At 72.7% G+C, this 26,906-nt stretch carries 26 protein-coding genes; 18 read left to right on the plus strand and 8 right to left on the minus strand.

Annotated elements, in window-relative coordinates; genetic code table 11:
* The first annotated feature begins 61 nt into the window (after window positions 1-61).
* A complete protein-coding gene (locus tag ACPXCS_RS17285; RefSeq protein ID WP_425949148.1) occupies window positions 62-1,999 on the plus strand; it encodes a protein kinase domain-containing protein in 1,938 nt (645 codons plus the stop codon).
* On the opposite strand, the gene ACPXCS_RS17290 is transcribed toward ACPXCS_RS17285, so the two are convergent.
* Both ACPXCS_RS17290 and ACPXCS_RS17295 read right to left on the minus strand, forming a co-directional pair.
* The gene (locus tag ACPXCS_RS17290) at window positions 1,945-2,760 is read right to left on the minus strand and encodes a hypothetical protein (protein WP_425949147.1); all 816 of its coding nucleotides are present in this window, start codon (window positions 2,758-2,760) and stop codon (window positions 1,945-1,947) included. The two genes, ACPXCS_RS17285 and ACPXCS_RS17290, sit on opposite strands and share 55 nt — an antisense overlap.
* A 7-nt stretch (window positions 2,761-2,767) precedes the next feature.
* Window positions 2,768-3,754 (minus strand): LacI family DNA-binding transcriptional regulator, encoded by a 987-nt coding sequence (locus ACPXCS_RS17295; protein WP_425949270.1) that lies wholly within the window; start codon window positions 3,752-3,754, stop codon window positions 2,768-2,770.
* Between the two features lie 273 nt (window positions 3,755-4,027).
* On the opposite strand from ACPXCS_RS17295, the gene ACPXCS_RS17300 reads away from it, so the two are divergent.
* The 12 genes from ACPXCS_RS17300 to ACPXCS_RS17355 all read left to right on the plus strand — a co-directional run bounded on the left by ACPXCS_RS17300 (window position 4,028) and on the right by ACPXCS_RS17355 (window position 16,680).
* Complete coding sequence (locus ACPXCS_RS17300; protein WP_425949146.1) at window positions 4,028-4,981, plus strand: ROK family protein; 954 nt, start codon at window positions 4,028-4,030, stop codon at window positions 4,979-4,981.
* A gap of 56 nt (window positions 4,982-5,037) precedes the next feature.
* Window positions 5,038-5,514 (plus strand): helix-turn-helix transcriptional regulator, encoded by a 477-nt coding sequence (locus ACPXCS_RS17305; RefSeq protein WP_425949145.1) that lies wholly within the window; start codon window positions 5,038-5,040, stop codon window positions 5,512-5,514.
* Window positions 5,515-5,524: 10 nt separating this feature from the next.
* On the plus strand, window positions 5,525-5,941 hold the full coding sequence (locus ACPXCS_RS17310; protein WP_425949143.1) for a VOC family protein: 417 nt from the start codon (window positions 5,525-5,527) through the stop codon (window positions 5,939-5,941).
* 102 nt (window positions 5,942-6,043) lie between these two features.
* The gene (locus tag ACPXCS_RS17315; RefSeq protein WP_425949141.1) at window positions 6,044-8,440 is read left to right on the plus strand and encodes an ATP-binding cassette domain-containing protein; all 2,397 of its coding nucleotides are present in this window, start codon (window positions 6,044-6,046) and stop codon (window positions 8,438-8,440) included.
* A gap of 129 nt (window positions 8,441-8,569) precedes the next feature.
* The gene (locus ACPXCS_RS17320) at window positions 8,570-8,806 is read left to right on the plus strand and encodes a hypothetical protein (RefSeq protein WP_425949140.1); all 237 of its coding nucleotides are present in this window, start codon (window positions 8,570-8,572) and stop codon (window positions 8,804-8,806) included.
* Between the two features lie 66 nt (window positions 8,807-8,872).
* Window positions 8,873-9,073 (plus strand): hypothetical protein, encoded by a 201-nt coding sequence (locus tag ACPXCS_RS17325; RefSeq protein WP_425949138.1) that lies wholly within the window; start codon window positions 8,873-8,875, stop codon window positions 9,071-9,073.
* A gap of 144 nt (window positions 9,074-9,217) precedes the next feature.
* On the plus strand, window positions 9,218-10,261 hold the full coding sequence (locus tag ACPXCS_RS17330) for an NUDIX hydrolase (protein WP_425949136.1): 1,044 nt from the start codon (window positions 9,218-9,220) through the stop codon (window positions 10,259-10,261).
* A gap of 306 nt (window positions 10,262-10,567) precedes the next feature.
* Window positions 10,568-11,599, plus strand: a complete 1,032-nt coding sequence (locus ACPXCS_RS17335; protein ID WP_425949135.1) for an ABC transporter permease — start codon at window positions 10,568-10,570, stop codon at window positions 11,597-11,599.
* A gap of 75 nt (window positions 11,600-11,674) precedes the next feature.
* Complete coding sequence (locus ACPXCS_RS17340; protein ID WP_425949133.1) at window positions 11,675-13,369, plus strand: ABC transporter substrate-binding protein; 1,695 nt, start codon at window positions 11,675-11,677, stop codon at window positions 13,367-13,369.
* A gap of 78 nt (window positions 13,370-13,447) precedes the next feature.
* Window positions 13,448-14,440: an ABC transporter permease gene (locus ACPXCS_RS17345; protein WP_425949131.1), complete on the plus strand. Its 993-nt coding sequence runs from the start codon at window positions 13,448-13,450 to the stop codon at window positions 14,438-14,440.
* Window positions 14,441-14,467: 27 nt separating this feature from the next.
* Window positions 14,468-15,568, plus strand: a complete 1,101-nt coding sequence (locus ACPXCS_RS17350) for an ABC transporter ATP-binding protein (RefSeq protein ID WP_425949129.1) — start codon at window positions 14,468-14,470, stop codon at window positions 15,566-15,568.
* Window positions 15,569-15,594: 26 nt separating this feature from the next.
* Complete coding sequence (locus tag ACPXCS_RS17355; protein WP_425949128.1) at window positions 15,595-16,680, plus strand: ABC transporter ATP-binding protein; 1,086 nt, start codon at window positions 15,595-15,597, stop codon at window positions 16,678-16,680.
* Between the two features lie 7 nt (window positions 16,681-16,687).
* On the opposite strand, the gene ACPXCS_RS17360 is transcribed toward ACPXCS_RS17355, so the two are convergent.
* Together ACPXCS_RS17360 and ACPXCS_RS17365 are read right to left on the minus strand one after the other, a co-directional pair.
* Window positions 16,688-17,389 carry an MBL fold metallo-hydrolase gene (locus ACPXCS_RS17360; protein WP_425949126.1) on the minus strand — a complete coding sequence of 234 codons (702 nt, stop codon included), beginning with the start codon at window positions 17,387-17,389 and terminating at the stop codon, window positions 16,688-16,690.
* 61 nt (window positions 17,390-17,450) lie between these two features.
* Window positions 17,451-18,806 (minus strand): dipeptidase, encoded by a 1,356-nt coding sequence (locus ACPXCS_RS17365; protein WP_425949125.1) that lies wholly within the window; start codon window positions 18,804-18,806, stop codon window positions 17,451-17,453.
* A gap of 134 nt (window positions 18,807-18,940) precedes the next feature.
* Here ACPXCS_RS17365 and ACPXCS_RS17370 point away from each other — a divergent pair, with 134 nt between their 5' ends.
* Window positions 18,941-20,182 (plus strand): geranylgeranyl reductase family protein, encoded by a 1,242-nt coding sequence (locus tag ACPXCS_RS17370; RefSeq protein ID WP_425949123.1) that lies wholly within the window; start codon window positions 18,941-18,943, stop codon window positions 20,180-20,182.
* On the opposite strand, the gene ACPXCS_RS17375 is transcribed toward ACPXCS_RS17370, so the two are convergent.
* Window positions 20,166-20,615, minus strand: a complete 450-nt coding sequence (locus ACPXCS_RS17375) for a nitroreductase family deazaflavin-dependent oxidoreductase (RefSeq protein ID WP_425949122.1) — start codon at window positions 20,613-20,615, stop codon at window positions 20,166-20,168. The genes ACPXCS_RS17370 and ACPXCS_RS17375 overlap by 17 nt on opposite strands.
* A 316-nt stretch (window positions 20,616-20,931) precedes the next feature.
* On the opposite strand from ACPXCS_RS17375, the gene ACPXCS_RS17380 reads away from it, so the two are divergent.
* The 3 genes from ACPXCS_RS17380 (at window position 20,932) to ACPXCS_RS17390 (ending at window position 23,811) form a co-directional block, all read left to right on the plus strand.
* A complete protein-coding gene (locus tag ACPXCS_RS17380) occupies window positions 20,932-21,642 on the plus strand; it encodes a TetR/AcrR family transcriptional regulator (protein WP_425949120.1) in 711 nt (236 codons plus the stop codon).
* A 232-nt stretch (window positions 21,643-21,874) separates the two neighbouring features.
* Window positions 21,875-23,098 carry a sensor histidine kinase gene (locus ACPXCS_RS17385; protein ID WP_425949118.1) on the plus strand — a complete coding sequence of 408 codons (1,224 nt, stop codon included), beginning with the start codon at window positions 21,875-21,877 and terminating at the stop codon, window positions 23,096-23,098.
* Between the two features lie 47 nt (window positions 23,099-23,145).
* Complete coding sequence (locus tag ACPXCS_RS17390) at window positions 23,146-23,811, plus strand: response regulator (protein WP_425949116.1); 666 nt, start codon at window positions 23,146-23,148, stop codon at window positions 23,809-23,811.
* Here the strand turns inward: ACPXCS_RS17390 and ACPXCS_RS17395 are convergent.
* Entirely contained in the window at window positions 23,772-24,056 is a 285-nt protein-coding gene (locus ACPXCS_RS17395; protein WP_425949114.1) for a DUF6332 family protein, read from the minus strand. The two genes, ACPXCS_RS17390 and ACPXCS_RS17395, sit on opposite strands and share 40 nt — an antisense overlap.
* A 69-nt stretch (window positions 24,057-24,125) precedes the next feature.
* Complete coding sequence (locus ACPXCS_RS17400) at window positions 24,126-25,622, minus strand: MFS transporter (RefSeq protein ID WP_425949112.1); 1,497 nt, start codon at window positions 25,620-25,622, stop codon at window positions 24,126-24,128.
* Window positions 25,623-25,708: 86 nt separating this feature from the next.
* On the opposite strand from ACPXCS_RS17400, the gene ACPXCS_RS17405 reads away from it, so the two are divergent.
* Window positions 25,709-26,113: a MarR family winged helix-turn-helix transcriptional regulator gene (locus ACPXCS_RS17405; RefSeq protein ID WP_425949110.1), complete on the plus strand. Its 405-nt coding sequence runs from the start codon at window positions 25,709-25,711 to the stop codon at window positions 26,111-26,113.
* Between the two features lie 49 nt (window positions 26,114-26,162).
* Here the strand turns inward: ACPXCS_RS17405 and ACPXCS_RS17410 are convergent, their stop codons facing one another.
* Entirely contained in the window at window positions 26,163-26,891 is a 729-nt protein-coding gene (locus tag ACPXCS_RS17410; protein WP_425949108.1) for a maleylpyruvate isomerase family mycothiol-dependent enzyme, read from the minus strand.
* Between the last annotated feature and the right edge of the window lie 15 nt (window positions 26,892-26,906).

A 26,906-nucleotide genomic window follows, 5' to 3' on the forward strand; every position in this document is an offset into this window, starting at 1 on the left:
GTCTGTACGCCACATACGGACGTGGCGGTGGATCCGGTGGGGTCACGGGAACGGGGCAGTGGTGTCGACGGGGGAGTACGGGCAGGCGGACGGGGCCGGCCGGCTGCTGGCGGGCAGGTACCGCGTCACGGCCCAGCTGGGGCGCGGCGGCATGGGCGTCGTGTGGAAGGCCCTCGACGAGGTCCTGGGCCGCGAGGTCGCCGTCAAGGAACTGCGCACCTACGCCGACGCGGCTGGCCCCGAACTGGCCGCCCTGCAACTGCGGATGCAGCGCGAGGCGCGTGCGGCGGCCCGGGTCCGCCACCCCGGCGTCATCGCCGTCCACGACATCGCCGAGGTCGACGGACGCCCGCTCATCGTCATGGAGCTGGTGGACGGGCCGTCCCTGGACGACGTCCTGCGCGACCGCGGCACCCTGGACCCGCGCGAGGCCGCCGGGATCGGCGCGAAGGTCATGGAGGCGCTGGCCGCCGCCCACCGGGCGGGCGTCCTGCACCGGGACGTGAAACCCGGCAACATCCTGCTCGACCGCTCGGGCCGGGTCGTCCTCACGGACTTCGGCATCGCCACCATGGACGACCCGGGCGACGGCTCCGCCACACACCTCACCCGCAGCGGTGAACTCGTCGGCTCCCTGGACTACCTGGCCCCCGAGCGCGCGCAGGGCGCCGACCCGGGCCCCGCGTCCGACATCTGGGCCCTGGGCGCCACGCTGTTCGCGGCCGTGGAGGGCGCCTCGCCCTTCCGCCGCACCTCCACGTTCTCCACGCTCACCGCGATCGTCAGCGAGCCGCTGCCCGAGCCGCGCCGCGCCGGCCCGCTCGCCCCGGTCCTGCAACGCCTGCTGGACAAGCGACCGGAGGCCCGCCCGGAGGCCGGCCAGGCCCGCGCACTGCTCCAGGCGGTCGCGGACTCGGGCGGCACCGACACGCCGACGTCGACCCTGCGGGGCCCGGTGGCTCCGCTCCCGCGCCCCGAGACGGAGCGCAGTGTGCCGGCGGTGCCGCCGGGGTTCGGACCGCCGCAGCCGCTTCCCGCGGACACCGCCGGACCGCACGAGAGCCAGGGCACGCCCGCTTCCGGTCCGGCCGCGGCCCTCGGTGCGGCCGGGGCGGCGGGCGCGGCGGGCCAGGGCGGACCGGGAGGCGGCGAGCAGGGCCCGTACGGCGGCCCGCCGGCCGTCCCGGACCCCGGCCCGCGGGATCCGCACGGCTCAGGCTCCGGCACCCGGGGCTTCGGCCCGGACGACGTGAGCGGCAGCGCCCCGACCGGTCCGGTGGCCCCCGGCCCCCGCCGCGGCAGGACCCGCGTGCTCCTCGTCGCCGCGGCCGTCACCGTCGTCCTCGCGGCCGCCGGCACCACGGCCGCCCTGCTCGGGGACGGGGACGGCAAGGCCCGGGGCGCGCAGACCGGCGCCTCCGGCGCCGCGTCCTCCGCACCCGGCCGCACCGACGGCGCGAACGCCCCGGAGCCCACCCAGCAGGGCGACGAGAAGGGTGACGCCAAGGGCGGGAGCCCGTCCGCGAAGCCCGGGGACGGGGACGACAAGGAGACCGAGCCCTCCGGCCGGCCCTCCAGCCCGGCCCCCGACAAGTCCTCCGGGGGCGGCACCGACGGCGGCACGTCCGCGGGCACCTCAGGCGGCGGCACCGACGGCGGCACGTCCGCGGGCACCTCAGGCGGCGGCACGACCGGCGGCGGCACGAGCACCCCGGCCGCGGCCTGCCACGCCATCGGCGACGGCAAGTACAACTGCCACGTCTGGAAGACCGCCGACTCCTACACCGCCTCCGGCACCAAGGTGGGCATCCTCAACGCCGGCACCAACTACTTCTACTGCCAGCAGAACCTCGGCCGCCGCGAGACCTCCGGCGAGTGGACCAACGTCTGGTGGGCGAAGACCGACGACGACAGCGGCAACACCGACGTCTGGGTCAGCGACGTCTACGTCAAGGGCGGTGACAACGACGCGCCCGTCCCCGGGCTCCCGCTCTGCTGACGGCGCGCCGAGGCCGCCGCGTACCGCTCGAGCCCGGAGGCCGTCACCAGCTTCTCCTCGATGAACAGCCGCGTGCCCCGCTCGCACAGCCGCCGGTCGGCGCGGGCCCGCGCGCAGAACTCCTCGGGCACGACGCCGAACAGCTCCCGCAGGCGCGGCAGCGCGACGAGCAGTTCGGTGAGCAGTACGCGCTGGCCCGGGTGGGTGCGCGGCGCGCCGGTGCCGTCGTGCAGCACGCCGTGCCGGTTGACGTAGGCGTACGCCCCGGGCAGCCGCGTGCCGTCCGCGAGGTCGAACCGCACGTCGGGCGCGGGCAGCCAGGCCCGGTCGAAGTTGCCGCCCGGCACCGGCACGCCCTCGCTCGCGTCGATCACCGCGAGCTGCTCGGCGTCCAGCCAGAGCACGAACAGTTCCCGCACCGTGTCCGGGGCGCCGACCGGAGAGGCCGACACGTACCCCATGCGGCTCACATGCGCGGAGACACCGGCGTCGACGCCCGTCACCCGGGCCTTCACCATGGGCAGCGGCGTGCTGATCCCGAACTCCCGCATCTTGTGCCGCAACTGCCCAGGACAGCCGTTGGAGCCGATGGCGAGGACGGGCGTGCGGTCGTCGTACACCAGCCGCTCGGGCGGCAGGAAGCAGTCCCCGTCGAGGATCCCCGAGTCGGCGGGCCACGCGCCCGGATACAGCAGGGGGTGTTCGCGCGGCACCTCGGCGAGGCCGAGCGCCCGCAGTGTCCGCTCCTGGTGGACGGCCATGAGCCGCTCAGTCCGCCGGCGGGATCTCGCCCGAGCCGCGGGTGATCAGCCGGGTCGGCAGCTCGATGCGCTCGGGGGTGACCAGGCCGCCGTCCAGCTGCCGGAAGAGACGTTCCGCCGCGGTGCGGCCGAGGTCCGACGCGTCCTGGGCGACGACCGTGACGCCCGGTTGCAGCAGGTCGGCCAGCTCGATGTCGTCGAAGCCGACGAAGGCGACCCGGCGGCTCTGCTCGGCGAGCACCCGGATCACGGTGACCGTCACCCGGTTGTTGCCCGCGAAGATCGCGGTGACCGGGTCCGGGCCCGACAGCATCTCCTCGGCGGCCCTGCGCACCCGCTCGGGGTCCGTGACCCCGAGGGACATCCAGGAGTCCGCCACCGGTATGCCCGCGTCCTCCATCGCGGCCCGGTAGCCGCGCAGCCGCTCGGCGGCGGTGTGGATGCGGGGCATGTCGCCGATGAAGCCGATCCTGCGGTGGCCGTGCGCGATGAGGTGGGCCACGCCGTCGCGGGCGCCGCCGAAGTTGTCCGACAGCACCACGTCGGCGTCGATGTGACCGGCGGGGCGGTCCACGAACACCGTGGCGACGCCCGCCTTGAGCTCCGGCTCCAGGTAGCGGTGGTCGTCCCCGGCCGGGATCACCACCAGTCCGTCCACCCGCCGCGCGCACAGGGCCAGCACCAGCTCCTGCTCGCGCTCGGGGTCCTCCGCGCTGGAGCCGTTGATCAGCAGGGCGCCGTGCGCGCGGGCCACCTCCTCGACCGACCGGCTCAGCGGCCCGTAGAACGGGTCCGCGAGGTCCTCCAGGACCAGGCCGATGCTCGCCGTGCGGCCCTTGCGCAGCACCCGCGCGCTGTCGTTGCGGCGGAAACCGAGCGCGTCGATCGCCTCCTGGACCCGCCGCTCCGTCTCCGGTGTGACCCCCGGCTCCCCGTTCACGACGCGCGAGACCGTCTTGAGACCGACCCCGGCACGGGCGGCGACGTCCTTCATCGTCGGGCGGTTGCCGTAGCGCGTGGCGGATCGGAGGTGGGTCTGGGGCACGGTGCGGTGTCCTGTCCTGTCGTCCACGGGGATGCGTCGGAGCTGCGTTTGTATGAGGATGTGGCGTCGAGCATAGAGCCTGGACAACGTTGTCAGGCTCGGGAGAGACTGTCCACCGCAAACTCCGGACCGGCGCACCGTCGCGGGACCGGTCTGCGGTTTGCCCTGCCCGATGGCTTTTCACGGCGTTTTTCTCATGGTTGACGGGGAGATCCGACACTGATGCACACCGACCTCGTGGCCGCGCTCGACATCGGCGGCACCAAGATCGCCGGCGCTCTGGTGGACGGCGACGGCCGGATCCTGGTCCGCGCCCAGCGGCCGACGCCGTCGCGGGAGGACGGCGACACCGTGATGCGGGCCGTCGAGGAGGTGCTCGGCGAGCTCACCGCGTCGCCGCTGTGGCAGCGTGCCACGGCGGTCGGGATCGGCAGCGCGGGGCCCGTGGACGCCTCGACGGGGACGGTCAGCCCGGTGAACGTGCCCGGCTGGCGCGACTACCCCCTCGTCGCCCGGGTCCGGGCCGCGGCCGGGGGCCTGCCCGTGGAGCTGATCGGCGACGGCGTGGCCATCACGGCGGCCGAGCACTGGCAGGGCGCCGCCCGCGGGCACGACAACGCGCTGTGCATGGTGGTCTCCACGGGCGTCGGCGGCGGGCTGGTGCTCGGCGGACGGCTGCACCCCGGTCCCACCGGCAACGCCGGGCACATCGGCCACATCAGCGTCGACCTCGACGGCGACCTGTGCCCCTGCGGCTCGCACGGCTGCGTGGAGCGCATCGCGAGCGGCCCCAACATCGCACGGCGCGCCCTGGAGAACGGCTGGCAGCCCGGCCCGGACGGCGACACCAGCGCCGCCGCGGTGGCCGCCGCCGCCCGGTGCGGCGACCCCGTGGCCGTCGCCTCCTTCGAGCGGGCCGCCCAGGCCCTGGCCGCCGGGATCGCCGCCACCGCCACCCTCGTGGAGATCGACATCGCCGTCATCGGCGGGGGAGTGAGCAAGGCCGGCGACCTCCTGTTCACGCCCCTGCGCAAGGCACTGCGCTCCTACGCGACCCTCTCCTTCGTCCAGGGCCTCACCCTGGCACCGGCCCAGATGGGCACCGACGCCGGTCTGGTGGGCGCGGCGGCGGCAGCGCTGACCCGGCGTGCGGACGCGGCGGCCGCGGGGGTCTGAGACCCGGCAGGAACGTTCAGGCAGCCGGGGAGGGTTCTGTCCCGGGAACCGGCCGGATGTCCGTGCGATGTGGCACGATCGCCCGTGTGAGCAGCAGCAGACCCGCCTCGGCGCAGCGGCTGAGCGACCTCGCCCGGCTGCGCCGGGTGAAGGACCGGATCGACCGGGAGTACGCGCAGCCGCTGGACGTCGAGGCGCTGGCACGGGGGGTGCACATGTCGGCGGGCCATCTCAGCCGCGCGTTCCGTCAGGCGTACGGCGAGTCGCCGTACAGCTATCTCATGACGCGCCGCATCGAGCGCGCGATGGCGCTGCTGCGCCGCGGCGACCTCAGCGTCACGGAGGTGTGCTTCGAGGTCGGCTGCTCCTCGCTCGGCACCTTCAGCACCCGCTTCACCGAGCTGGTCGGCATGCCCCCCAGCGCCTACCGGCGGGAGGCGGCCCGGGCGACCGCCGGGATCCCCTCGTGCGTCGCGAAGCAGGTCACCAGACCGGTCAGGAATCGAGAAGCGCCCGCCGCGGGCCGAAACTAGCGTGAGGGCCATGGACCTCACCATTCACGCCAGCTTCCTGCCGCACGACGACCCGGACGCCGCCCTGGCGTTCTACCGCGACACCCTCGGCTTCGAAGTACGCAACGACGTCGGGTACGAGGGCATGCGCTGGATCACGGTCGGCCCCGTCGGTCAGCCCGGCACCAGCATCGTGCTGCACCCGCCGGCCGCCGACCCCGGCGTCACCGACGACGAGCGCCGCACCATCACGGAGATGATGGCCAAGGGCACCTACGCCGGCATCGTGCTGTCCACCGCCGACGTCGACGGCGTCTTCGAGCGGCTGCAGGCGGGCGACGCCGAGGTGGTGCAGGAGCCGGTGGACCAGCCCTACGGCGTCCGCGACTGCGCCTTCCGCGACCCCGCGGGCAACATGGTCCGCATCCAGCAGCTCAAGGGCCAGTGACAGCCCTCCACGCAGTACGCACCCCGCGCCGCGCCCCCGAGGGCCGGCGCGGGGGAGGAGATCGTCCGAGCGCGGCAGCCCCGCCCGACAGATGGAGCCACCATGAGCAAGGCCACGACGACGGACAGACGGTCGCCCGGGCCGCACCTCGCCGACAGCCATGACGTGATCCGCGTGCACGGCGCGCGCGAGAACAACCTCAAGGACGTCAGCATCGAGATCCCGAAGCGCCGGCTGACCGTCTTCACCGGAGTCTCCGGCTCGGGCAAGAGCTCCCTGGTGTTCGACACCATCGCGGCGGAGTCCCAGCGGCTGATCAACGAGACCTACAGCGCCTTCCTGCAGGGCTTCATGCCCAACCGGGCCCGGCCCGAGGTCGACGTGCTGGACGGTCTCACCACCGCGATCGCCGTCGACCAGCAGCGCATGGGCGGCGACCCCCGCTCCACGGTCGGCACCGCCACCGACGCCAACGCCATGCTGCGCATCCTCTTCAGCCGGCTCGCCGAGCCGCACATCGGCCCGCCCAGCGCCTACTCCTTCAACACCGCCTCGGTCAGCGCGAGCGGCGGCATCAGGGTCGAGCGCGGCGCCGAGAAGACCAGGACGGTGAAGGCGACCTTCTCCCGCACGGGCGGCATGTGCACCCGCTGCGAGGGCCGCGGCAAGGTCTCCGACATCGACCTCACCCAGCTCTACGACGACTCCAAGTCGATCGCCGAGGGCGCGTTCACCATCCCCGGCTGGAAGTCGGACAACGTCTGGACCGTCGGCCTCTACGCCCAGTCCGGCTTCCTCGACCCGAACAAGCCGATCAGCCGGTTCACCAAGAAGGAGATGCAGGACTTCCTCTACGGCCAGCCGACCAAGGTCAAGGTCAACGGCGTCAACCTCACCTACGAGGGCCTGATCCCGAAGATCCAGAAGTCCTTCCTGTCCAAGGACAAGGAGGCGATGCAGCCGCACATCCGGGCCTTCGTGGAGCGGGCGGTCACCTTCACCACCTGCCCCGAGTGCGACGGCACCCGGCTGACCGAGGCGGCCCGCTCGTCCAGGATCGGCCGGGTCAGCATCGCCGACGCCTGCGCCATGGAGATCAGGGACCTGGCCGAGTGGGTGCGGGGCCTGGCGGAGCCGTCGGTGGCGCCGCTGCTCACCGCGCTGCAGGGCACCCTGGACTCCTTCGTGGAGATCGGCCTCGGCTACCTCGCGCTCGACCGGCCGGCCGGCACCCTCTCGGGCGGCGAGGCACAGCGCGTGAAGATGATCCGTCACCTCGGCTCCTCGCTCACGGACGTCACCTACGTCTTCGACGAGCCCACCATCGGTCTGCACCCGCACGACATCCAGCGGATGAACGACCTGCTGCTGCGGCTGCGGGACAAGGGCAACACGGTCCTCGTCGTGGAGCACAAGCCGGAGGCCATCGCCATCGCCGACCACGTGGTCGACCTGGGCCCCGGCGCCGGAACGGCCGGCGGCACCGTCTGCTTCGAGGGCACGGTCGAGGGGCTGCGCGCCGCCGACACCGTCACCGGCCGGCACCTCGACGACCGGGCGCGGCTCAAGGAGACGGTCCGCAAGCCCACCGGGGCGCTGGAGATCCGGGGCGCCTCGGCCAACAACCTGAAGGACGTCGACGTCGACATCCCCCTCGGGGTGCTGACCGTGGTCACCGGCGTGGCCGGCTCCGGCAAGAGCTCCCTGCTGCACGGCTCGCTCCCGGCCGAAGCGGACGTGATCTCCGTGGACCAGAGCCCGATCAAGGGCTCGCGCCGCAGCAACCCGGCGACGTACACCGGGCTGCTCGACCCGATCCGCAAGGCCTTCGCCAAGGCCAACGGTGTGAAGCCGGCCCTGTTCAGCGCGAACTCCGAGGGCGCCTGCCCCACCTGCAACGGCGCCGGTGTCCTCTATGTCGACCTCGGCATGATGGCCGGCGTCGACACGCCCTGTGAGGACTGCGAGGGCAAGCGGTTCCAGGCCTCGGTGCTGGAGTACCACCTCGGTGGCCGCGACATCAGCGAGGTGCTCGCGATGTCGGTGACCGAGGCGGAGGAGTTCTTCGGCGCCGGCGAGGCCCGCACCCCGGCCGCGCACCGGATCCTGGAGCGGCTCGCCGACGTCGGGCTCGGCTACCTCACCCTCGGCCAGCCGCTCACCACGCTCTCCGGCGGCGAGCGGCAGCGGCTGAAGCTGGCCACGCACATGGCCGACAAGGGCGGTGTCTACGTGCTCGACGAGCCGACCACGGGTCTCCACCTCGCGGACGTGGAGCAACTGCTCGGCCTGCTCGACCGGCTCGTCGACGCCGGGAAGTCGGTCATCGTGATCGAACACCACCAGGCGGTCATGGCGCACGCCGACTGGATCATCGACCTGGGCCCGGGCGCCGGCCACGACGGCGGCCGGATCGTCTTCGAGGGCACCCCGTCCGACCTGGTGGCGGACCGCTCGACGCTGACGGGGGAGCACTTGGCGGCGTACGTGGGGGTGTGAGGGGGCGGCCTGCCGGGCCGGCACGTCGCTCAGGGCGTGCCGTGGGGGTGTGGGCCGTCGTGCCCGGGGCGTCGGCCGAACGGACCCCTCCGGGGAGCGCCCGGGGCCGGCCCCGCGCACCCTGGTGGCATGGCGTCCGTGAAACCCGTCGTGGTCTACCCGCCCGCCGCGGACGGCGGCCGGCGGGTCCGTGTGGACGACCAGTTCCTCGGCATCGCCTACGGGCTGCTGGACATCGCCGAGTTCCTGCGGCGCGCGGGGATCGAGGACGCCGACGAGGCCTACGTGACGGCCTCGGGGCTGATCGAGTGGCGCGGCGGCGGCCCGGACACCTGGGACACCGGCTCCGCCGGCGACCTCGCGTGAGGACGCTCTTCGCCCGGTCGTACGCGCCCGCGTGACCCCGGAGCGGGTCAGGCCGTTGTGCCGGGCATGAAGAAGCGCAGCATGCTCGCCATCGCCTCCCTCGCCACCGGTTTCGTCGTCGCCGCGGTCACCCCGTCGCACGCCCTGACGGAGAACCTGGGCACCCTCAGCGTGGACGACACCCTCAAGACGCTCGACGAGACGGTCGCCAAGGACAGCCTGTCGCTGGACCGGGAGGACGGCAGCCAGGAGAAGGAGAAGGGCTGACGAGCCGCCCGGCCCAGACCGACGGCGCCGGCGCCCCCGCACACGGGGGCGCCGGCGCCGTCGTCACGCGCCCTCAACTGGGGCTGGTTTCCGTGGCAGGGTGGAGCGGGCAAGCCTCAGGGGGCCAACAGAAGAGGGGGACCTGTGACCGTCGTCTGGATCAACGGCGCGTTCGGTGCGGGAAAGACCACCACCGCACAGGAACTGATCGAACTGATCCCGAACAGCACGCTCTTCGACCCCGAGGTCATCGGCGGAGCGCTCCGGTACCTGCTGCCACCGAAACACCTCGCCGAGGTCGGCGACTTCCAGGACCTGCCGATCTGGCGCCGGCTCGTGATCGACACCGCCGCCGCGATGCTCGCCGAGCTCGGCGGGACCCTCGTGGTCCCCATGACCCTGCTGCGCCAGGAGTACCGCGACGAGATCTTCGGCGGACTGGCCGCGCGCAGGATCGCCGTCAGCCACATCCTGCTCGCCCCGGCCGAAACGATACTGCGGGAGCGCATAGCGGGCCGTGAGGTACCGCCCGACCTGCCCGACGGCGAGCTTCGAATACGCCAGTGGTCCTTCGACCACATCGAGCCCTACCGCACCGCCCTCGCGTCCTGGCTCACCGCCGACGCCCACCCCGTCGACACCAGCGACCTCACCCCGTACCAGGCCGCCGCCCGCATCGCGGAGGCCCTGCACAGCGGCTCCGTGCCCGTCTGCGACATCGTGCAGACGCCGGAACCCACCGCCGAGACGCTCGCCGCCGGTGTGCTCCTCTTCGACGAACAGGACCGCGTGCTCCTCGTCGATCCCACCTACAAGGCCGGCTGGGAGTTCCCCGGCGGGGTCGTCGAACCGGGCGAGGCGCCCGCCCGCGCCGGGATGCGCGAGGTCGCCGAGGAGACCGGCATCCGCCTCGACGAGGTGCCCGGGCTGCTCGTCGTCGACTGGGAGCGTCCCGTGCCCCCCGGCTTCGGCGGCCTGCGCCTGCTCTTCGACGGCGGACGGCTGGACTCCGCGGAGGCGGGGGAGTTGCTGCTGCCCGGACCGGAGCTGCGCGGCTGGCGGTTCGTCACCGAGGAGGAGGCCGCTGAACTGCTGCCGCCCGTGCGCTACGAGCGACTGCGCTGGGCCCTGCGGGCACGTGAACGCGGAGCGGCGTTCTACCTGGAGGCGGGAGTCCCGGTCGGCTGACGCCCGGGTCCGGTACCCGCGTCCTTTACCCGGCCCGGGGGATTCCGGGGGAAACGCAGAAGAAAACGCCCCAGGAGCCACTCCTAAGCGATTCCCAAGGAATCTCCCGCACTCCGTCACGCGGCGGGTCAGCACATTCCCCGCTTTCGTCAACACTTCTCCAGGACCGCAAACAATCCCTTTTCCGGCCCCGGTACGGCTTGACCGGACTCGCGCGCCATTGCGAAAGTCCGCAGAGTCTCAGGCGGACATCACGCCCGCCGCCCAATTTCCTTGCCCCAGGGGCAGATCCGGGATGTCCGTACGATGACCACGCAACACCAGCCGGTCGACACCGGCGGCGGCACCGCGCTGCCGACCGAGCCGTCGACGCACAGTTCCAGACCCGGCGGCACGGTCGTCGCCGGCCGCTCACCGGCCCGGATGGCCTGGAGACGCATCAGGCGGGACAAGGTCACCCTGGCCGCCCTGGTGGCCACCTTCCTGTTCGTCGCCGTCGCCCTGCTCGCGCCGGTCCTCACCGCGGTGACCGGCTGGGGACCGATCACCCCGGACAACAAGGCGATCAACCCGGACACGGGCAATTTCCCCTACGGATCGCTGGGCGGAATCAGCGCCGGGCACCTGCTCGGCGTCGAACCGGGCACGGGATACGACCTGTTCGCCCGGGTCGTCTACGGCCTGCGGACCTCCCTCTGGGTGGGATTCGCCTCCGCCGGGCTGTCCACCGCCGTCGGAGTGGTGGCCGGTCTCGCCGCCGGTTATTTCGGCGGCTGGGTCGACTCGCTGCTGTCGAGGGTCATGGACGTCATGCTGGCGTTCCCGCAACTGCTGTTCATCATCGCGCTCACGCCGGTGCTCCAGAGTGCCCTGCAGACCGACAGCCACGGCGGCACCGACGAGAACCTCCGCCTGCTCGTGCTGGTCCTCAACATCGCGGTCTTCGCCTGGGCGTACACCGCCCGGCTGGTGCGCGGGCAGGTACTGTCCCTGCGCGAGCGGGAGTTCGTCGACGCGGCCCGGCTGATGAGCGCCGGCCGGCGGCACATCCTGTTCCGGCAGCTGCTGCCCAACCTGTGGGCGCCGGTCCTGATCTCCTTCGCGCTTGCCGTCCCGCAGAACATCACCACCGAGGCGGCCCTGTCGTACCTGGGCGTGGGCGTCATCCCGCCCCACCCCGACTGGGGATCCCTGCTGTCGGACGCCTCCCAGTTCTTCTTGCAGGACCCCCTGTACCTCTTCGTGCCCGGCGTCCTGCTCCTGCTGCTGGTCCTGGCACTCAACCTCCTCGGGGACGGCGTCCGCGACGCCCTCGATCCCCGCGCCCGGCGCGGCTGACCCGCCACCCCCCGAGCATCGGCCCGGCGGGCCCGCGAACGGCCGCCGAGCCCGTAGCGAGAACGGAGATTCCCCATGACGCGCACCACGCGCAACACGCGCAGATCGCGCACGGTCGCTCTCACGGCCACCGCCGCACTGATCGTCCTGGGAGCCACCGCGTGCGCAGGCTCCTCCGGCACCGGCGGCACCGCCGGCAGCGGCACACCCGGCAAGGGCGGCACCCTGACCGTCCTGGACAAGGCGGACTTCGACCACCTCGACCCCCAGCGCGTCTACACGACCGAGGGTTCGAGCATGGACGAGGAGATCGTCCGGACCCTCACCGGCTGGGACGAGACGGGATCGGCCCCGAAGCTGGTCGGCGACCTGGCCACCGACACCGGAACACCCAGCGAGGGCGCCACCGTCTGGACCTTCCACCTCCGGCACGGTGTCAAGTACCAGGACGGCACCGAGGTCACCGCACCCGACGTCAAGTACGGCGTCGAGCGGTTCTTCTCCTCCGACATCAACGGCGGGCCGCCCTACGCGGCCCAGTGGCTCGTCGGCGGCGCCGGCTACAAGGGCCCCTACCAGGGCAAGGAACTCGGCTCCATCCGGACGCCGGACAAGTACACGATCGTCTTCCACCTGAACCAGCCGGTGGCCGACTTCAACGAGACCACCGCGATGACCGGATGGGCCGCCGTGCCCAAGGCCCACGACACCGGCTCGACGTACGACACCAAGGTCTGGTCCGACGGCCCGTACATGATCAAGTCGTACACGAAGAACAAGGAACTCGTCCTCACCCGGAACCCGCACTGGTCCCGGTCGACCGATCCGATACGGCAGCAGAACGTCGACGAGATGGATGTGCGGTTCGGGCAGGACGAGTCGGCCATCGACCAGCAGATCAAGGCCGACGCCGGGACGGCCCGGACGTCGATCCAGCAGTGGCCGATCGCCGGCTCCGACCTGGCCCAGCTCGCCAACGACCCCGCGCTGAAGAGCCGTTACTACAAGATCCCGGCGCCCGGCATCAACTACCTGGCCATCAACACCACCCGCGTGAAGGATCTGAGGGTCCGTCAGGCGATCGAGTACGCCATCGACAAGACCACGGTCCGCGGTGCCTTCGGCGGTTCGGCCTACGGCGACTACGCCACGACGATGCTGAGCCCCGGCATCGGCGGCTACCGGAGGTTCAACCTGTACGGCTCGAACCCGGCCGGCAACCTCGCCAAGGCCAAGGAGCTGATGCGGCAGGCCGGCAACCCCGGGCCCACCCTGTCGATCGCCGTGGAGAACACGCCCACCCAGGAACACTTCGCCGACGCGGTGAAGACCGCGCTGGAGCGCATCGGCATCCACGTCAACATCTCCCCGATCGACGCGGCCAGTTACTTCAGCACCGTCAACAACACCAAGAACCAGTACGACCTCACCTGGGGCGACTGGATCGCCGACTGGCCCAACGCCTCCACGGTGCTGCCCACGCTCTTCGACGGCCGGCTGATCAGGAAGAACCCGCAGGCCAACCAGGACCTGTCCTACCTGAACGACCCGAAGGTCAACGCCCTCATCGACAAGGCCGCCACGATGACCGACGTCGCACAGCGCAACGCCGCCTACGGGCGGATGGACCAGCAGATCCTGAAGGACGCCGCCGTGGTCCCGCTGATGTACATGAACTTCAGCGACATGTCCGGCTCCGCGGTCGGCGGAGTCGTCCCCGACACGATCCTGGCCGAGCCGAGCCTGGTCCACGTCTACGTCAAGCACTGACGGACGCCCTCCCTCCCACCCCCGCCGGCGGCACCGGCCGCCGGCGGGCCTCCCCCTCACGGCAGGTTCCGGCACCCCATGTTTCGTTACCTCATCAGACGCCTCCTGGCAGCGGCCCTGATCATGCTGGTGATCACCACGATCACCTTCTTCATCTTCTTCGCGCTGCCGTCCGACCCCGCCCTCCTCGCCTGCGGGAAGACCTGCTCCCCCTCCCGCCTCGCGGAGATCAAGCACGCGCTGGGCCTGGACCGGAGCTACCTGACGCAGTACTGGGAATTCTTCAAGGGGCTCTTCGTCGGCCGCGACTTCGGCGACCAGAGCGTCCTCATCCACTGCGCGGCGCCCTGCCTCGGCGTCTCCTTCCAGACCGACACCCCCGTCCTGACCACCCTGCTGTCGGACTTCCCCGCGGACCTCTCCCTCGGGCTCGGCGCCGCCGTGGCGTTCCTGGTCCTCGGCGTCGGCCTCGGCACCGTCGCGGCGGTGCGCCGGGGCAGGGCCGCCGACAAGGCGGCCGTCGGACTGGCCCTGTTCGGCGTGTCGGTGCAGATCTACTTCATCGGCCTGCTCCTGCTGTACCTCTTCGTCGACAGGTTCCAGATCCTGCCGACGTCCGGCTACACCCCGATCACCGAGGACCCGGCCGGCTGGTTCCAGGGACTGATCCTGCCGTGGACCACCCTGGTCATCGTCTACCTCGCGATGTACACCCGGCTCACCCGCTCCTCCATGCTGGAGGTCTTCGCCGAGGACTACATGCGTACCGCCCGCGCCAAGGGCCTGCCCGCCGCCACCGTCGTCCTCAAGCACGGACTGCGGGCCGCCATCACCCCGATCATCACCATCTTCGGCATGGACGTCGGCTCCCTGATCGGCGGCTCCGCGGTCATCACCGAGTCCGTGTTCGGCATCAACGGCATCGGCAAGCTCGCGGTCGACTCCGTGCAGAACTCCGACCTGCCGGTCATCCTCGGCACCACGCTCTTCGCCGCCACGTTCGTCGTCCTCGCCAACGTCGTCGTCGACCTGGTGTACGGCCTCGTCGACCCGCGCGTGCGTCTCGCCTGAGCCCCTCTCCGCACCTTAGGAACACCCGTGTCCGTTCAGACCTCACCGCACCCCGCGGACCTCGCGCCCGCCCCCGCACCCTTCCTCGACGTTCGCGACCTCAGGGTGCACTTCCCCACCGAGGACGGCCTCGTCAGGTCCGTCGACGGCGTCTCCTTCACGCTGGACAAGGGCCGCACCCTCGGCATCGTCGGCGAGTCCGGCTCCGGCAAGTCGGTGACCTCACTCGCCCTGCTCGGACTGCACAAGGGCACCCGCGCCCGGGTCGGCGGCGAGATCTGGCTGGAGGGCAGGGAACTCGTCTCCCTGCCCGAGGCCGAGATGCGCGCCCTGCGCGGCCGCACCGTCTCCATGATCTTCCAGGACCCGCTCTCCGCGCTGCACCCCTTCTTCAGCGTCGGCTCCCAGATCGCCGAGGCCTACCGCGTCCACCACGACGTCACCAGGAAGGAGGCCAGGGACCGCGCGGTGGAGATGCTGAAGCGGGTCGGCATCCCGCAGCCCGAACGCCGCGCCCGGGACTACCCGCACCAGTTCTCCGGCGGCATGCGCCAGCGCGCCATGATCGCCATGTCCCTGGTCTGCGACCCCGCCCTGCTCATCGCCGACGAGCCCACCACCGCCCTGGACGTCACCGTCCAGGCGCAGATCCTCGACCTCATCGGCGATCTCCAGGAGGAGTTCGGCTCCGCCGTCGTCATCATCACCCACGACCTCGGCGTGGTCTCCGACGTCGCCGACGACATCCTGGTCATGTACGGCGGCCGCCGCATCGAGTACGGCACCACCCGCGAGGTGCTCAAGGATCCCCAGCACCCCTACACCTGGGGTCTGTTGCGGTCCATGCCGCACCTCACGGGCGACGTCGGCGAACGCCTCGACCCGATCCCCGGCACCCCGCCGAGCCTGATCGACCTGCCCGGCGGCTGCGCCTTCCACCCCCGCTGCACCCACAAGGGCCGCGTCCCCGACGGACGGTGCACCCGGGAGCGGCCCGAGCTGCGCCTCCTCGCCGGCAGCGCGCGGCACCTCGCCGCCTGCCACCTCACCGACGCGGCCAAACGGGAGATCCGCGGCGGCGGGACCGGCCCGGACGGCGACGCCGCGACCACCCGGACCGCACCGTGACGGCGGCGGACGAAAGGGAGCAAGCCATGAGCACCACCCAGCCCGTGACCGGGCCGGACACCGAACGCCGCATGGGTGAAAGCCTGCTGGAGGTACGCGGACTGCAGAAGCACTTCCCGCTGCGGCAGGGCATCGTCTTCCAGCGGCAGATCGGGGCCGTCCGCGCCGTCGACGGCATCGACTTCTCGGTCGGCCCCGGCGAGTCGCTCGGCCTGGTCGGCGAGTCCGGCTGCGGCAAGTCCACCACGGGACGCCTCGTCACCCGCCTGCTCGAACCCACCGGCGGCTCCGTCGTGTTCGACGGCGAGGACATCACCCACCGGCCGCCCGGACGCCTGCGGGAGGCCCGCCGCAACCTCCAGATGATCTTCCAGGACCCGTACTCCTCGCTGAATCCCCGGCACACCGTCGGCACCATCGTCGAGACACCGATGCGGCTCAACGGCATCAACCCGCCCCAGGGCCACAAGAAGCGCGCCCAGGAACTCCTGGAGACGGTCGGTCTCAACCCCGAGCACTACAACCGCTACCCCGACGAGTTCTCCGGCGGCCAGCGCCAGCGCATCGGCATCGCCCGGGCCCTCGCCCTGCGCCCCAGACTGATCGTCGCCGACGAGCCCGTCTCCGCCCTGGACGTCTCCATCCAGGCCCAGGTCGTCAACCTGCTCCAGGACCTGCAGCGGGAGTTCGGCATCGCCTTCGTCTTCATCGCCCACGACCTCGCCGTCGTACGGCACTTCTCCGAACGCGTCGCCGTGATGTACCTCGGCAGGATCGTCGAGGTCGCCGACCGGGAGTCCCTCTACACCCGTCCCCGGCACCCCTACACCCACGCCCTGCTGTCCGCCGTCCCCGACGCCGACCCGGACGCCACCGAGCGGCGCGAGCGCATCCGGCTGGCCGGGGACGTGCCCTCACCCGTCGACCCGCCCTCCGGCTGCCGCTTCCGCACCCGCTGCTGGAAGGCCCGGGACACCTGCGCCACCGAGACACCGCCCCTGGTGCGCGTGGCGGGCAGCCCCGCCGGCCATCTCACCGCCTGTCACTTCCCCGAGGAACCGACGGTCGCGGCCCGTGCGCAGGACATCGTCCTGGACCCGGCGCTCGGATAGCCGCGGCTCAGCTCCGGGCCGCCGTCCGCAGCGCGCGGGACGCCCGGGCCGTCACCGGCTCCCCGTGCCCGAAGCAGGCCACCTCCGCGCCGAGTTCGGCGAGCCGCCCGCACGCGGTGAGGACCTGGTCGCGGTCGAGGTTGAACACGCCGGGGATCACCGAGCCGTCCACGGGCGACACCGCGACCGTGTCACCCGTGAACAGCACGCCGTGGAGGGGGAGATGCAGCGCGATGCTGCCGTGCGTGTGCCCGGGCACGTGCACGACGTGCGCCCCGCCGCCGAGGTCGAGCACCTCGTCGCCGGCCAGCTCAGTGACCTCGGCCGGCCGGGCGAACCCACCCTCCGGCAGGAGCCGCACGGCCCGCTCGTGCAGCGGCTGCTCCCAGTCCTCGAACACGGGCTCCGGGCCGCGCGCCGGACCCCGTACGAACGGCGCGTCCAGCCGGTGCGCCAGGACCTCCGCACCGCTGAGCGCGGCGAACTCGCCCGCCCCGCCCACGTGGTCCTCGTGGAAGTGCGTGAGCACGATCCGCCGTACGGCCCGCGGATCGGAGCCGAGCGCGCTCAGCACTCCGGCGATCAGCGCCCCGGAGCCCGCCGGGCCGGCGTCGATCAGCGTCCACTCGTCCCCGTCGCGCCAGAGATAGGCCAGGCCGACGGCGAAACGCAGCAGACGCAGGCGGGGGAGCAGCTCGATGACGTCCATGGGACGACCGTAGAGAAGGCCCTCGTCCGCGGACGAGGGCCTTCTGCCGAGGGCAGAGCCGTCAGCTCGCCGCGTAGTTGCGCAGGAACAGCGCCTCCGCCACCGACAGCCGCTCCAGCTCCTCGGGCGACACGCTCTCGTTCACCGCGTGGATCTGCGCCTCCGGCTCGCTCAGCCCGATCAGCAGGATCTCCGCCCGCGGATAGAGGGCCGCGAGCGTGTTGCACAGCGGGATGGAACCGCCCTGACCGGCGTACTGCATCTCCTGCCCCGGGTACGCCACGGCCATCGCGTCGGCCATCGCCTGGTAGGCCGGGCTGGTGGTGTCGGCCCGGAAGGCCTGGCCCTGGCCGATCTGCTCGGTGCGCACCCGCGCACCCCACGGCGTGTGCGCCTCCAGGTGCGCCTGGAGCAGCTTGGTCGCCTCGGCCGCGTCCACGCCCGGCGGCACCCGCAGGCTGACCAGCGCCCGGGCGCTCGCCTGCACCGACGGTGTGGCGCCGACCACGGGCGGGCAGTCGATGCCGAGCACCGTCACGGCCGGCCGCGCCCAGATGCGGTCGGCGACCGTGCCCGACCCGATCAGCTCCACGCCGTCCAGCACCTTGGCGTCCTGCCGGAACTGCTCCTCCGCGTACTGCAGCCCGTCCCAGGACGCGTCCGAGGCCAGCCCGTCGACCGTCGTCGAGCCGTCCTCGGCGCGCAGCGAGTCCAGCGCGCGGATCAGCGCGGCCAGCGCGTCGGGCGCGGCCCCGCCGAACTGGCCCGAGTGCAGGTTGCCCGCGAGGGTGTCGACGCTCACCCGCACCAGCGTCATGCCCCGCAGGGTGGAGGTGACGGTCGGCAGGCCGACCCGGAAGTTGCCCGCATCGCCGATGACGATCGTGTCGGCCTCCAGCAGTTCCGGGTGCTCCTCGGCGTACCGCTCCAGGCCGCCCGTGCCCATCTCCTCCGAGCCCTCGGCGATGACCTTCACGTGGACCGGGACGCCGCCGTTCGCCTTCAGCGCGCGCAGCGCCAGCAGGTGCATGATCACACCGCCCTTGCAGTCGGCGGCGCCCCGCCCGTACCAGCGTCCGTCCCGCTCGGTCAGTTCGAACGGCGGGGTCGTCCAGCCGGCCTCGTCCAGTGGCGGCTGCACGTCGTAGTGCGCGTAGAGCAGGACGGTCTTCGCTCCGGCCGGGCCGGGCAGATAGCCGTAGACCGACTGCGTGCCGTCCGGGGTGTCGAGCAGCGCCACGTCCTGGAAGCCCTCGGCGCCGAGCGCGTCCGCGATCCAGCGCGCCGCGCCCTCGCTCTCGCTGCGCGGGAACTGCTCGAAGTCCGCCACCGACCGGAAGGCCACCAGTTCGGCGAGCTCCTGCTGCGCCCTGGGCATCAGCGAGGCGACGGTCCCGGCGACCGGATGCGACGACATGGGCACGCTCCTTGTGGGTGCGACGTTGTAGCGGTGAGTGCTGTAGATCCTCCCACAGCGGTCTGTGACCAGGTCGGCCGTAGGATGCGGGAGACAGCAGCAGCGGGCGGCTTGATCGGGAGCAGTAGACCATCGTGAGCAGCGAGAACTCTTCGGCGGACGACGTGCGGCAGGTGTGGGACGTCGTCGTGGTGGGCGCGGGACCCGCGGGCGCTTCGGCCGCGTACGCGGCGGCGGTCGCCGGGAGACGCGTGCTGTTGCTGGAGAAGGCCGAGCTGCCGCGCTACAAGACGTGCGGCGGCGGCATCATCGGCCCCTCACGCGACTCGCTGCCGCCCGGCTTCGAGCTGCCGCTCAAGGACCGGGTGCACGCGGTGACGTTCTCGAACAACGGCCGCTTCACGCGCACCCGGCGCTCCCGGCAGATGCTGTTCGGGCTGATCAACCGGCCCGAGTTCGACCAGCAGCTCGTCGAGCACGCCCAGAAGGCCGGCGCCGAGCTGCGGACGGGCGTCACGGTCCAGCGGGTCGAGCAGCACGGCTCGGCGGTGCCGGACCGGCGCACGGTCGCGGTCGTGCTGCAGGGCGGCGAGGTCGTGCTGGCGCGCGCCGTGGTCGGGGCGGACGGCAGCGCCAGCCGCATAGGGGCGCACGTCGGGGTCAAGGTCGAGCAGGTGGATCTCGGTCTGGAGGCGGAGATCCCGGTGCCGGAGACCGTCGCCGAGGACTGGAAGGGGCGGGTGCTCATCGACTGGGGCCCGATGCCCGGCAGTTACGGCTGGGTCTTCCCCAAGGGCGACACGCTGACGGTCGGGGTCATCTCGGCGCGCGGCGAGGGAGCCGCGACCAAGCGGTACCTGGAGGAGTTCATCGGGCGCCTCGGCCTCGCCGGGTTCGAACCGAGCATCTCCTCCGGGCATCTGACCCGCTGCCGGGCCGACGACTCGCCGCTCTCGCGCGGCCGGGTGCTGGTGTGCGGTGACGCGGCCGGGCTGCTGGAGCCGTGGACCCGCGAAGGCATCTCCTTCGCGCTGCGCTCCGGCCGCCTGGCGGGGGAGTGGGCGGTGCGCATCGCCGAGGCGCACGACGCCGTCGACACGCGCCGCCAGGCCTTGAACTACGCCTTCGCGGTCAAGGCCGGGCTCGGGGTCGAGATGAGCGTCGGCAAGCGGCTGCTGACGGTGTTCGAGCGCCGTCCCGGGCTGTTCCACGCGGTCCTGACGGGTTTCCGCCCGGCCTGGAAGGCGTTCAAGGAGATCACCCAGGGGTCGACGACCCTGGGCGAGATCGTCCGCACGCATCCGCTGGCCCAGCGGGCGCTGACCGCGATGGACCGCCGTCCGGCGGCGGGCGGCGAGGTCAGCGCGCCGGAGTGATCTCGAAGACCGGGTGGTCGGGGGCGATGCGGCGCAGCTCCGCCTCCGGGGAGTCGGGGCCGACGCCGTTGAAGAAGACCCCGACCTCCGCCTTCCAGCGCTTGAGGTAGGCGCGCAGGATCGGCGCCTTGTCGGCGTCGGGCACCTCGGTGGCGGTGAACGGGTCGACGTTCCTGCCGAGGTGCAGCTCACCGCCGCCCGCCGCACGCATGTTGTGGGTCCACTGGACGTGTCCGCGCGGGGCGACGAGGTACCGCCGGCCGTCCAGGGTCAGCACGTTGACCGGGGTGGTGCGCCACTGGCCGCTCTTGCGTCCGCGGACGGCGAGGACCCGGGAGCCCCAGACGCTGATGCCGCGCCGGGTCAGCCAGGCGACCAGGCGGTTGAGCACGTGGACGGTGAACCAGCCGGGCTTCTTGACGTGTGCGGACATGGGTCCCCCAGGGTGTGTGACGGAGCGGTGCGGTCGCGGTGCCCGCGGGTGAGCGGGGTTGCGGCTGAGTGCGGCTTTCGCGGTACGGCCGTGAGCGCCGCTCTCGTTTGTGAGCACTGCTCTCGCCCGTGGTGTGGTCAGTCTGCCCGAGATCGGTGCTCCGGAGCAAGAGCAGTGCTCTCATTTGTGCGCACCGTTCTCGTTTTCGGTCACTGTTTCGTTTGCGGGCGCCGCTCTCGTTTGTGTGCACCGCTCTTGTTTGAGCGCACTGCTCTGGTTTGTGTGCACCGCTCTCCTTTCATGGCACACTCCCCGCATGAGCACCGCACACGGCGCCCGAGCCCGGGCCAGGTTGGAAGTCACCGCGGCCATCAAGGACGAGGCGCGCAGACAGCTCGCGGCCGAAGGCGCCGCCCGGCTCTCCCTGCGGGCCGTGGCCCGGGAGCTCGGCATGGTCTCCTCCGCGCTGTACCGCTACTTCCCCAGCCGCGACGACCTGCTGACCGCTCTCATCATCGACGCCTACGACTCCCTCGGCGAGCGGGCCGAGGCGGGGCACCGGGCCGTCGCCGGTGCCGGACCCGCGCAGCGGTGGACCGCCGTGTGCGAGGCGGTGCGGGAGTGGGCCCTCGCCCACCCCCACGAGTACGCGCTCATCTACGGCTCTCCCGTCCCCGGCTACACCGCGCCCCAGGCCACCGTCCCGGCTGCCGCCCGCGTCGGCCTGCTGCTCATCGGCATCGCCCGCGACGCCCACCGCGGTCTGGGTCTGGCCCGCCCCTCCCTGCCGGCCGAGCTGCGCCCGGAGGCCGAGCGCATGGCCGCCGACCTCGCCCCGGACCTCCCGCCCGAGACGGTGACGGCCCTCGTCGCGGCCTGGGCGCAGCTGTACGGGCTGGTCGGGTTCGAGGTCTTCGGCCAGTTCAACCGGCTGGTGGAGAACCGGGAGGCCTTCTTCCGGCAGGCGGCGGGACAACTCGCCCAGGGGGTGGGGCTGGTGTATCCGCAGCGGGGGCCGGCTTCTTAGCGCCTGAGGCCTCCGCCCCTCCGGCACCCCGCCCCTCCGGCACCCCGCCCTTCCGGCACCCCGCCCTTCCGGCACCCCGCCCTTCCGGCGGCCCGCCGGCCGCCGTTTCGGCGCGCCGCCCCACCGTCGAGGTGCCGAGTGTCTCCAGGCGCCGCCTACTCCCCCCGAAGTACGCCTGATCACCACACCCGGAGGACGCCCCGGCGGGAAGGGGGCGTCTAGCGTGGCCGGTATGGACGAGCAGCGTGCGCGGGGCGGTCCGCCGCGGTGGTGGCGGCACGGGCCTCCCTGGTGGGACCGGCCGGTGGACGCGGAGCGCGCACCCCGGTGGCCCTGGCGGTCCACCGCCGCTGTCACCGTCTTCGTCCTGGCCGGCTCGCACTTCGCGGCGCACGGGCAGCAGGGCGAACGGGCCGCCCTCGATCCCTTCGCACGGGTGCTGCTGGTGCTGGCCGCGGGCCTGCTGCTGTGGCGCAAGCGGTACCCGGTGGCCGTGGTGTTCGGCACGGCCGGTGCCGTCCTGGTCTACCTCGGGGCCGGCTATCCGTACGGGCCGGTGCTCCTCACCGTCGCGCTCGCGTGCTTCAGCGCGATCCTCGCCGGCCACCGCCGGGCGGCCTGGGCGGCGATGGGGACGCTGTGGGCCGGGCACGTGCTGGTGGCGCACTGGCTGTACCAGTGGCTGCCGCCGTCGGGGGACTCCGCCGCCTCCTGGGGCGCGGAGGTCGTCGTGGCGACGTGGGTGGTGGCGATCACGGCGGTGTCGGAGTTGTTCCGGGTGCGGCGGGAGCAGTGGGCCCGCGAGCGGGCCGAGCGCGCCGCGGCCGCCCGGCGGCGGGCCGACGAGGAGCGGCTGCGGATCGCCCGGGAGCTGCACGACGTGCTGGCGCACAGCATCTCCGTCATCAACGTGCAGGCGGGTGTCGGCCTCGCGCTCCTGGACAGCGACCCGGAGCAGGCCCGCTCGGCGCTCACCACGATCAAGGCCAAGAGCAAGGAGGCGCTCGGCGAGGTGCGCCAGGTGCTCGACACGCTGCGCGCGCCCGGTGCCGCGCCGCGGGCCCCGGCGCCCGGCCTCGACCGGCTGCCCGAGCTGGTGGAGCAGGCGGCGAGCGCGGGCCTCACGGTCGAGGTCGAGGGGGCACCGCCGCACCTCGCGCCCGGCACCGACCTCGCCGCGTTCCGGATCCTGCAGGAGGCCCTGACGAACGTCGTACGGCACTCCGGCTCGCGGTGCGCGCGGGTGCGCCTGACGCACGACGCGGACGTGCTGCGCCTGCGCGTGGACGACGACGGGCCCGCGACCGGCGCAGAGGCGGGCGGCGGCGGCAACGGGCTGGCCGGCATGCGGGAGCGGGCCGCCGCGCTGGGTGGCACCATCGAGGCGGGACCCCGCCCGGACGGCGGTTTCCGGGTGCTCGCCGTACTGCCCCTCAGGGCTTCCGCCGGCCGCTGAGCCGCATCTCCCACCACGTCATCGCCCACCACGTCAGGAGGACGACGGTGATCCGCGTACTGCTCGCCGACGACCAGTCACTGGTCAGGGCCGGGTTCCGGGCGCTGCTCGACGCGCAGCCCGACATCGAGGCGGTCGCGGAGGCGGCCGACGGCGAGGAGGCCGTGCGGCTCGTCCGTGAACGGCGGCCGGACGTGGTCCTGATGGACATCCGCATGCCCGTGCTCGACGGCCTGGCCGCCACCCGGCGGGTCACCGGGGACCCGGACCTGCGGGACGTGAAGGTCGTCATGCTCACCACCTTCGAGCTCGACGAGTACGTCTTCGAGGCGATCCGCTGTGGCGCCTCGGGCTTCCTGGTCAAGGACACCGAGCCGGACGAACTCCTGCGCGCCGTGCGGGCAGTGGTCGCGGGGGACGCGTTGCTCTCGCCGGGGGTGACGCGGCGGCTGATCGCCGAGTTCGCGGCCCGCTCCAAGGAGCCCGCGGCGGCCGACGCCCTGGGCCGGCTCACCGAGCGGGAGCGTGAGGTGATGGCCCTGGTCGGGATCGGCCTGACCAACGAGGAGATCGCCCGCCGCCTGGTCGTCAGCCCGCTCACCGCCAAGACCCACGTCAGCCGCACGATGGTGAAGCTCGGCGCCCGCGACCGGGCCCAACTGGTCGTGCTCGCCTACGAGTCCGGGCTCGTGCGGCCGGGCTGGCTGGGCTGACCCGCCGTGCGGAACCGCAGCAGCACACTCACGACCCGGGCGCCGAAAAGGAGGGGCGCGAGCACGATCCCGGCGTTCACCAGCAGCGTCTCCGCCGTGTCCGGGAGGTCGAACAGGAGGGCGGGCCCGGCCACGGCGCCGAAGACCACGGCCGCGGCGAAGGCGGCGCTGCACAGCGCGTATCCGATCTCGACGGTGATCGCGTCCCGCTCGGCCTGACTGCGCCGCCCCCCATGACCGGTCATGCCGCGAGTCAAACAGCTGTGTGCCCGGCGGGCAAGGCAGCCCGCCGGGCACACGCAGAGGCGGTCCCCCTAGTCGCGTACGGCGACGCGCTCCGCCTCCTTCGGGGTGGACACGGCCGGGGTGGACACGGCGACCACGACGGACGGCCGGTTCCGGCGGGTCCACAGGCCGGTGAGGGTGATCAGCAGGCCGGCGAGGGCGATGAGTGTGACGACCACCAGGCCGGGCCGGTAGCTGTCGAGGACGGCCTGCGGGGAGGCGCCGCCGCCCTCGGGGGAGTTCGCGGTCACCACCGCCGTCACCGCGGCCAGGAAGATCGCGCCGCCCACCTGGACCGAGGTGTTGAGCAGCCCGGAGACCATGCCCTGCTCGTGGTCGTCGACGCCGTTGGTGGCCTGGATGTTGAGCGAGGGGAACACCAGGGCGCAGGCAGCGCCGATGAGCAGCATGCTCGGCAGGATCACCGCGGCGTACACCGGGTCCAGGTCGACGCGCAGGAACAGCGCGTAGCCGACGACCATGAGCGCGAAGCCCGCCGCGATCAGCCGCTGGGTGCCGAACCGGTCGACGATCGAGCCGACCTTCGTCGAGGACGCCGCCACCAGCGCGCCCGCGGGCAGGAAGGCGAGCGCGGTGTGCAGCGCCGACCAGCCGAGCAGGGACTGCATGTAGAGCGTCGCGAGGAACTGGAAGCCGACGTAGGAGCCGAAGAAGGTCATGGCGCCGAGCTGGGCGCGGATCTGGCTGCCGGAGCGCAGCACGCCGAGCCGGATCAGGGGACCGGGCGAGCGCCGCTCGACCAGGACGAACGCGGTCAGCAGCACGGCCACGGCGAGGAAGGACAGCAGCGTGCGGGCCGACGCCCAGCCCGTCTCGGGTGCCTGCACGACGGTGAAGACCAGCAGCAGCATCGACGCGGTGCCGAGGACGGCGCCGGGGATGTCGTAGCCGTTGTGGTCCTTCTCGCGTGCGCTGCGCGGCAGCAGCTTGAGGCCGGCGACGAGCGCGATCAGGGCGATGGGCGCGGGCAGCAGCATGGTGAGGCGCCAACTGGCCTCGGTGAGCAGGCCGGACAGGACCAGGCCCATGGAGAAGCCGGTGGCCGCGCAGGTGGTGTAGATGGCCAGCGCCCGGTTGCGCAGCGGACCCTCGGGGAACGTCGTGGTGATGATCGACAGGCCCGCCGGGGCGGTGAAGGCCGCGCTCAGGCCCTTGATGAAGCGGCTGGCGATGAGCAGCGGGCCGGAGTCGACGAGACCGCCGAGCAGCGAGGCCAGCGCGAAGACGCCCAGGGCCACCAGGAAGACCTGGCGCCGGCCCAGCAGGTCGGCGGTGCGTCCGCCGAGGAGCAGCAGGCCGCCGTAGCCGAGGATGTAGCCGCTGACGATCCACTGCAGCGAGGAGGTCGACAGACCGAGGTCGGCGCCGATGGACGGCAGCGCGACGCCGACCATCGACACGTCCAGCGCGTCGAGGAACATCGCGGCGCAGAGCACCAGGAGGGTGCCCCAGAGCCTGGGGGTCCAACGCCCGCCGGACGGAGGGGTGGTGAGCGGAGAGGTCATGCCGGAGACACTACATGCGCATGCATGAGATGCAAGCGCATTTAATTCAGGTGCAACAATTCGGGCTCTCTGTTACGGTGCCGCGCATGGCGGCGGAACAGGCCGGACGGGCCGGACAGGAACTCGTGGGACGGTGGCGGGACATCCTGGCGCTGCACGCGCGCACCCAGGGCGAACTCGACCGCGCGCTGCACGGCCACGGCCTGGGCGCCAGCGACTTCGAGGTGCTGGACGTCCTCGCCCGCCGCCGGACGCCGAAAGGGACTCCCGCCTACCGCGTGCAGGAGATCGCCGAGCGGGTCCACCTGAGCCAGAGCGCCCTCTCGCGGCTGATCGCCCGCCTGGAGAGGGACGGGCTCGTCGAGCGCTGCATGTGCCCCGAGGACCGGCGGGGCGTACGGGTCTCCCTCACGGCCGCGGGGCGCGCGCTGCACGGCGAGGTGCTGCCCGTACAGCGCGCGGTGCTGGAGCGGATGCTGGCGGACGGCTGATCCGCGATGCCCGGCGGCGGGCAGGCGGCCACCGTGGAGACGGGGCGCTTCAGATCGCCGACGTCCGGTGCCACAGATCGGCGAGCGCCCGGTCGCCCGTGACCGACGGCAGGGGAGCCCGGTTCCACAGGGCCAGGTACAACTCCCCGGCGGGTCCGGACAGTTCGCACTCGGCCTCCCCGGACGCGCCCCGCTCGGTGACGGGCGGCTCCGGGGACAGCCGTACGGTCCACACCGCGTCGGTGTCGTCCGTGCGCACGCGCAGGACTCGCGGCCCGGGGGTGCGCACCCGGCTGCGCGCACGGGCATGGAAGCCGCGCAGCAGTTCGTCGATGCCGTCCGTCGCGAACTCCGGGGTGACGGCGGTCTGTTCGCCGCCGCGCGCCGACTCCGCGTCGAACCGGTGCACGGCCGTCTCGTGGGCCTGCCGCCGCGTCCAGAAGGCCAGCGGCGACGGCGCGGGCAGGAAGGCCCAGCACTCCAGGTCGGGTGCGGCGGCGGCCAGGGCGTCGACGAGACGGGCGTGGGCGTCGCGGTACCAGGCCACCAGCTCCGCCCCGTCGATGCCGGTGGGTTCGGTCAGGGGGCGGCGCTCGGTGTGCCGCTCGGTGATGTACGAAGCGGCCCAGCGATGCACCGCCCCCGTGTGCCGCAGCAGGTCGCTCACCTGCCACCGCGGGCAGGTCGGCACCTTCGCGTCCGTGCCGGCCTGCTCGGCGGCCGCGGCCAGCAGCATGCCCTCGGTCTGCAGCGCTCGTAGGAACTCGGCGGTCTCCATGGCGCCGAGTCTGCC

This window comes from Streptomyces sp. DT190 (assembly GCF_049846985.1).
Taxonomy (GTDB): Bacteria; Actinomycetota; Actinomycetes; order Streptomycetales; family Streptomycetaceae; genus Streptomyces.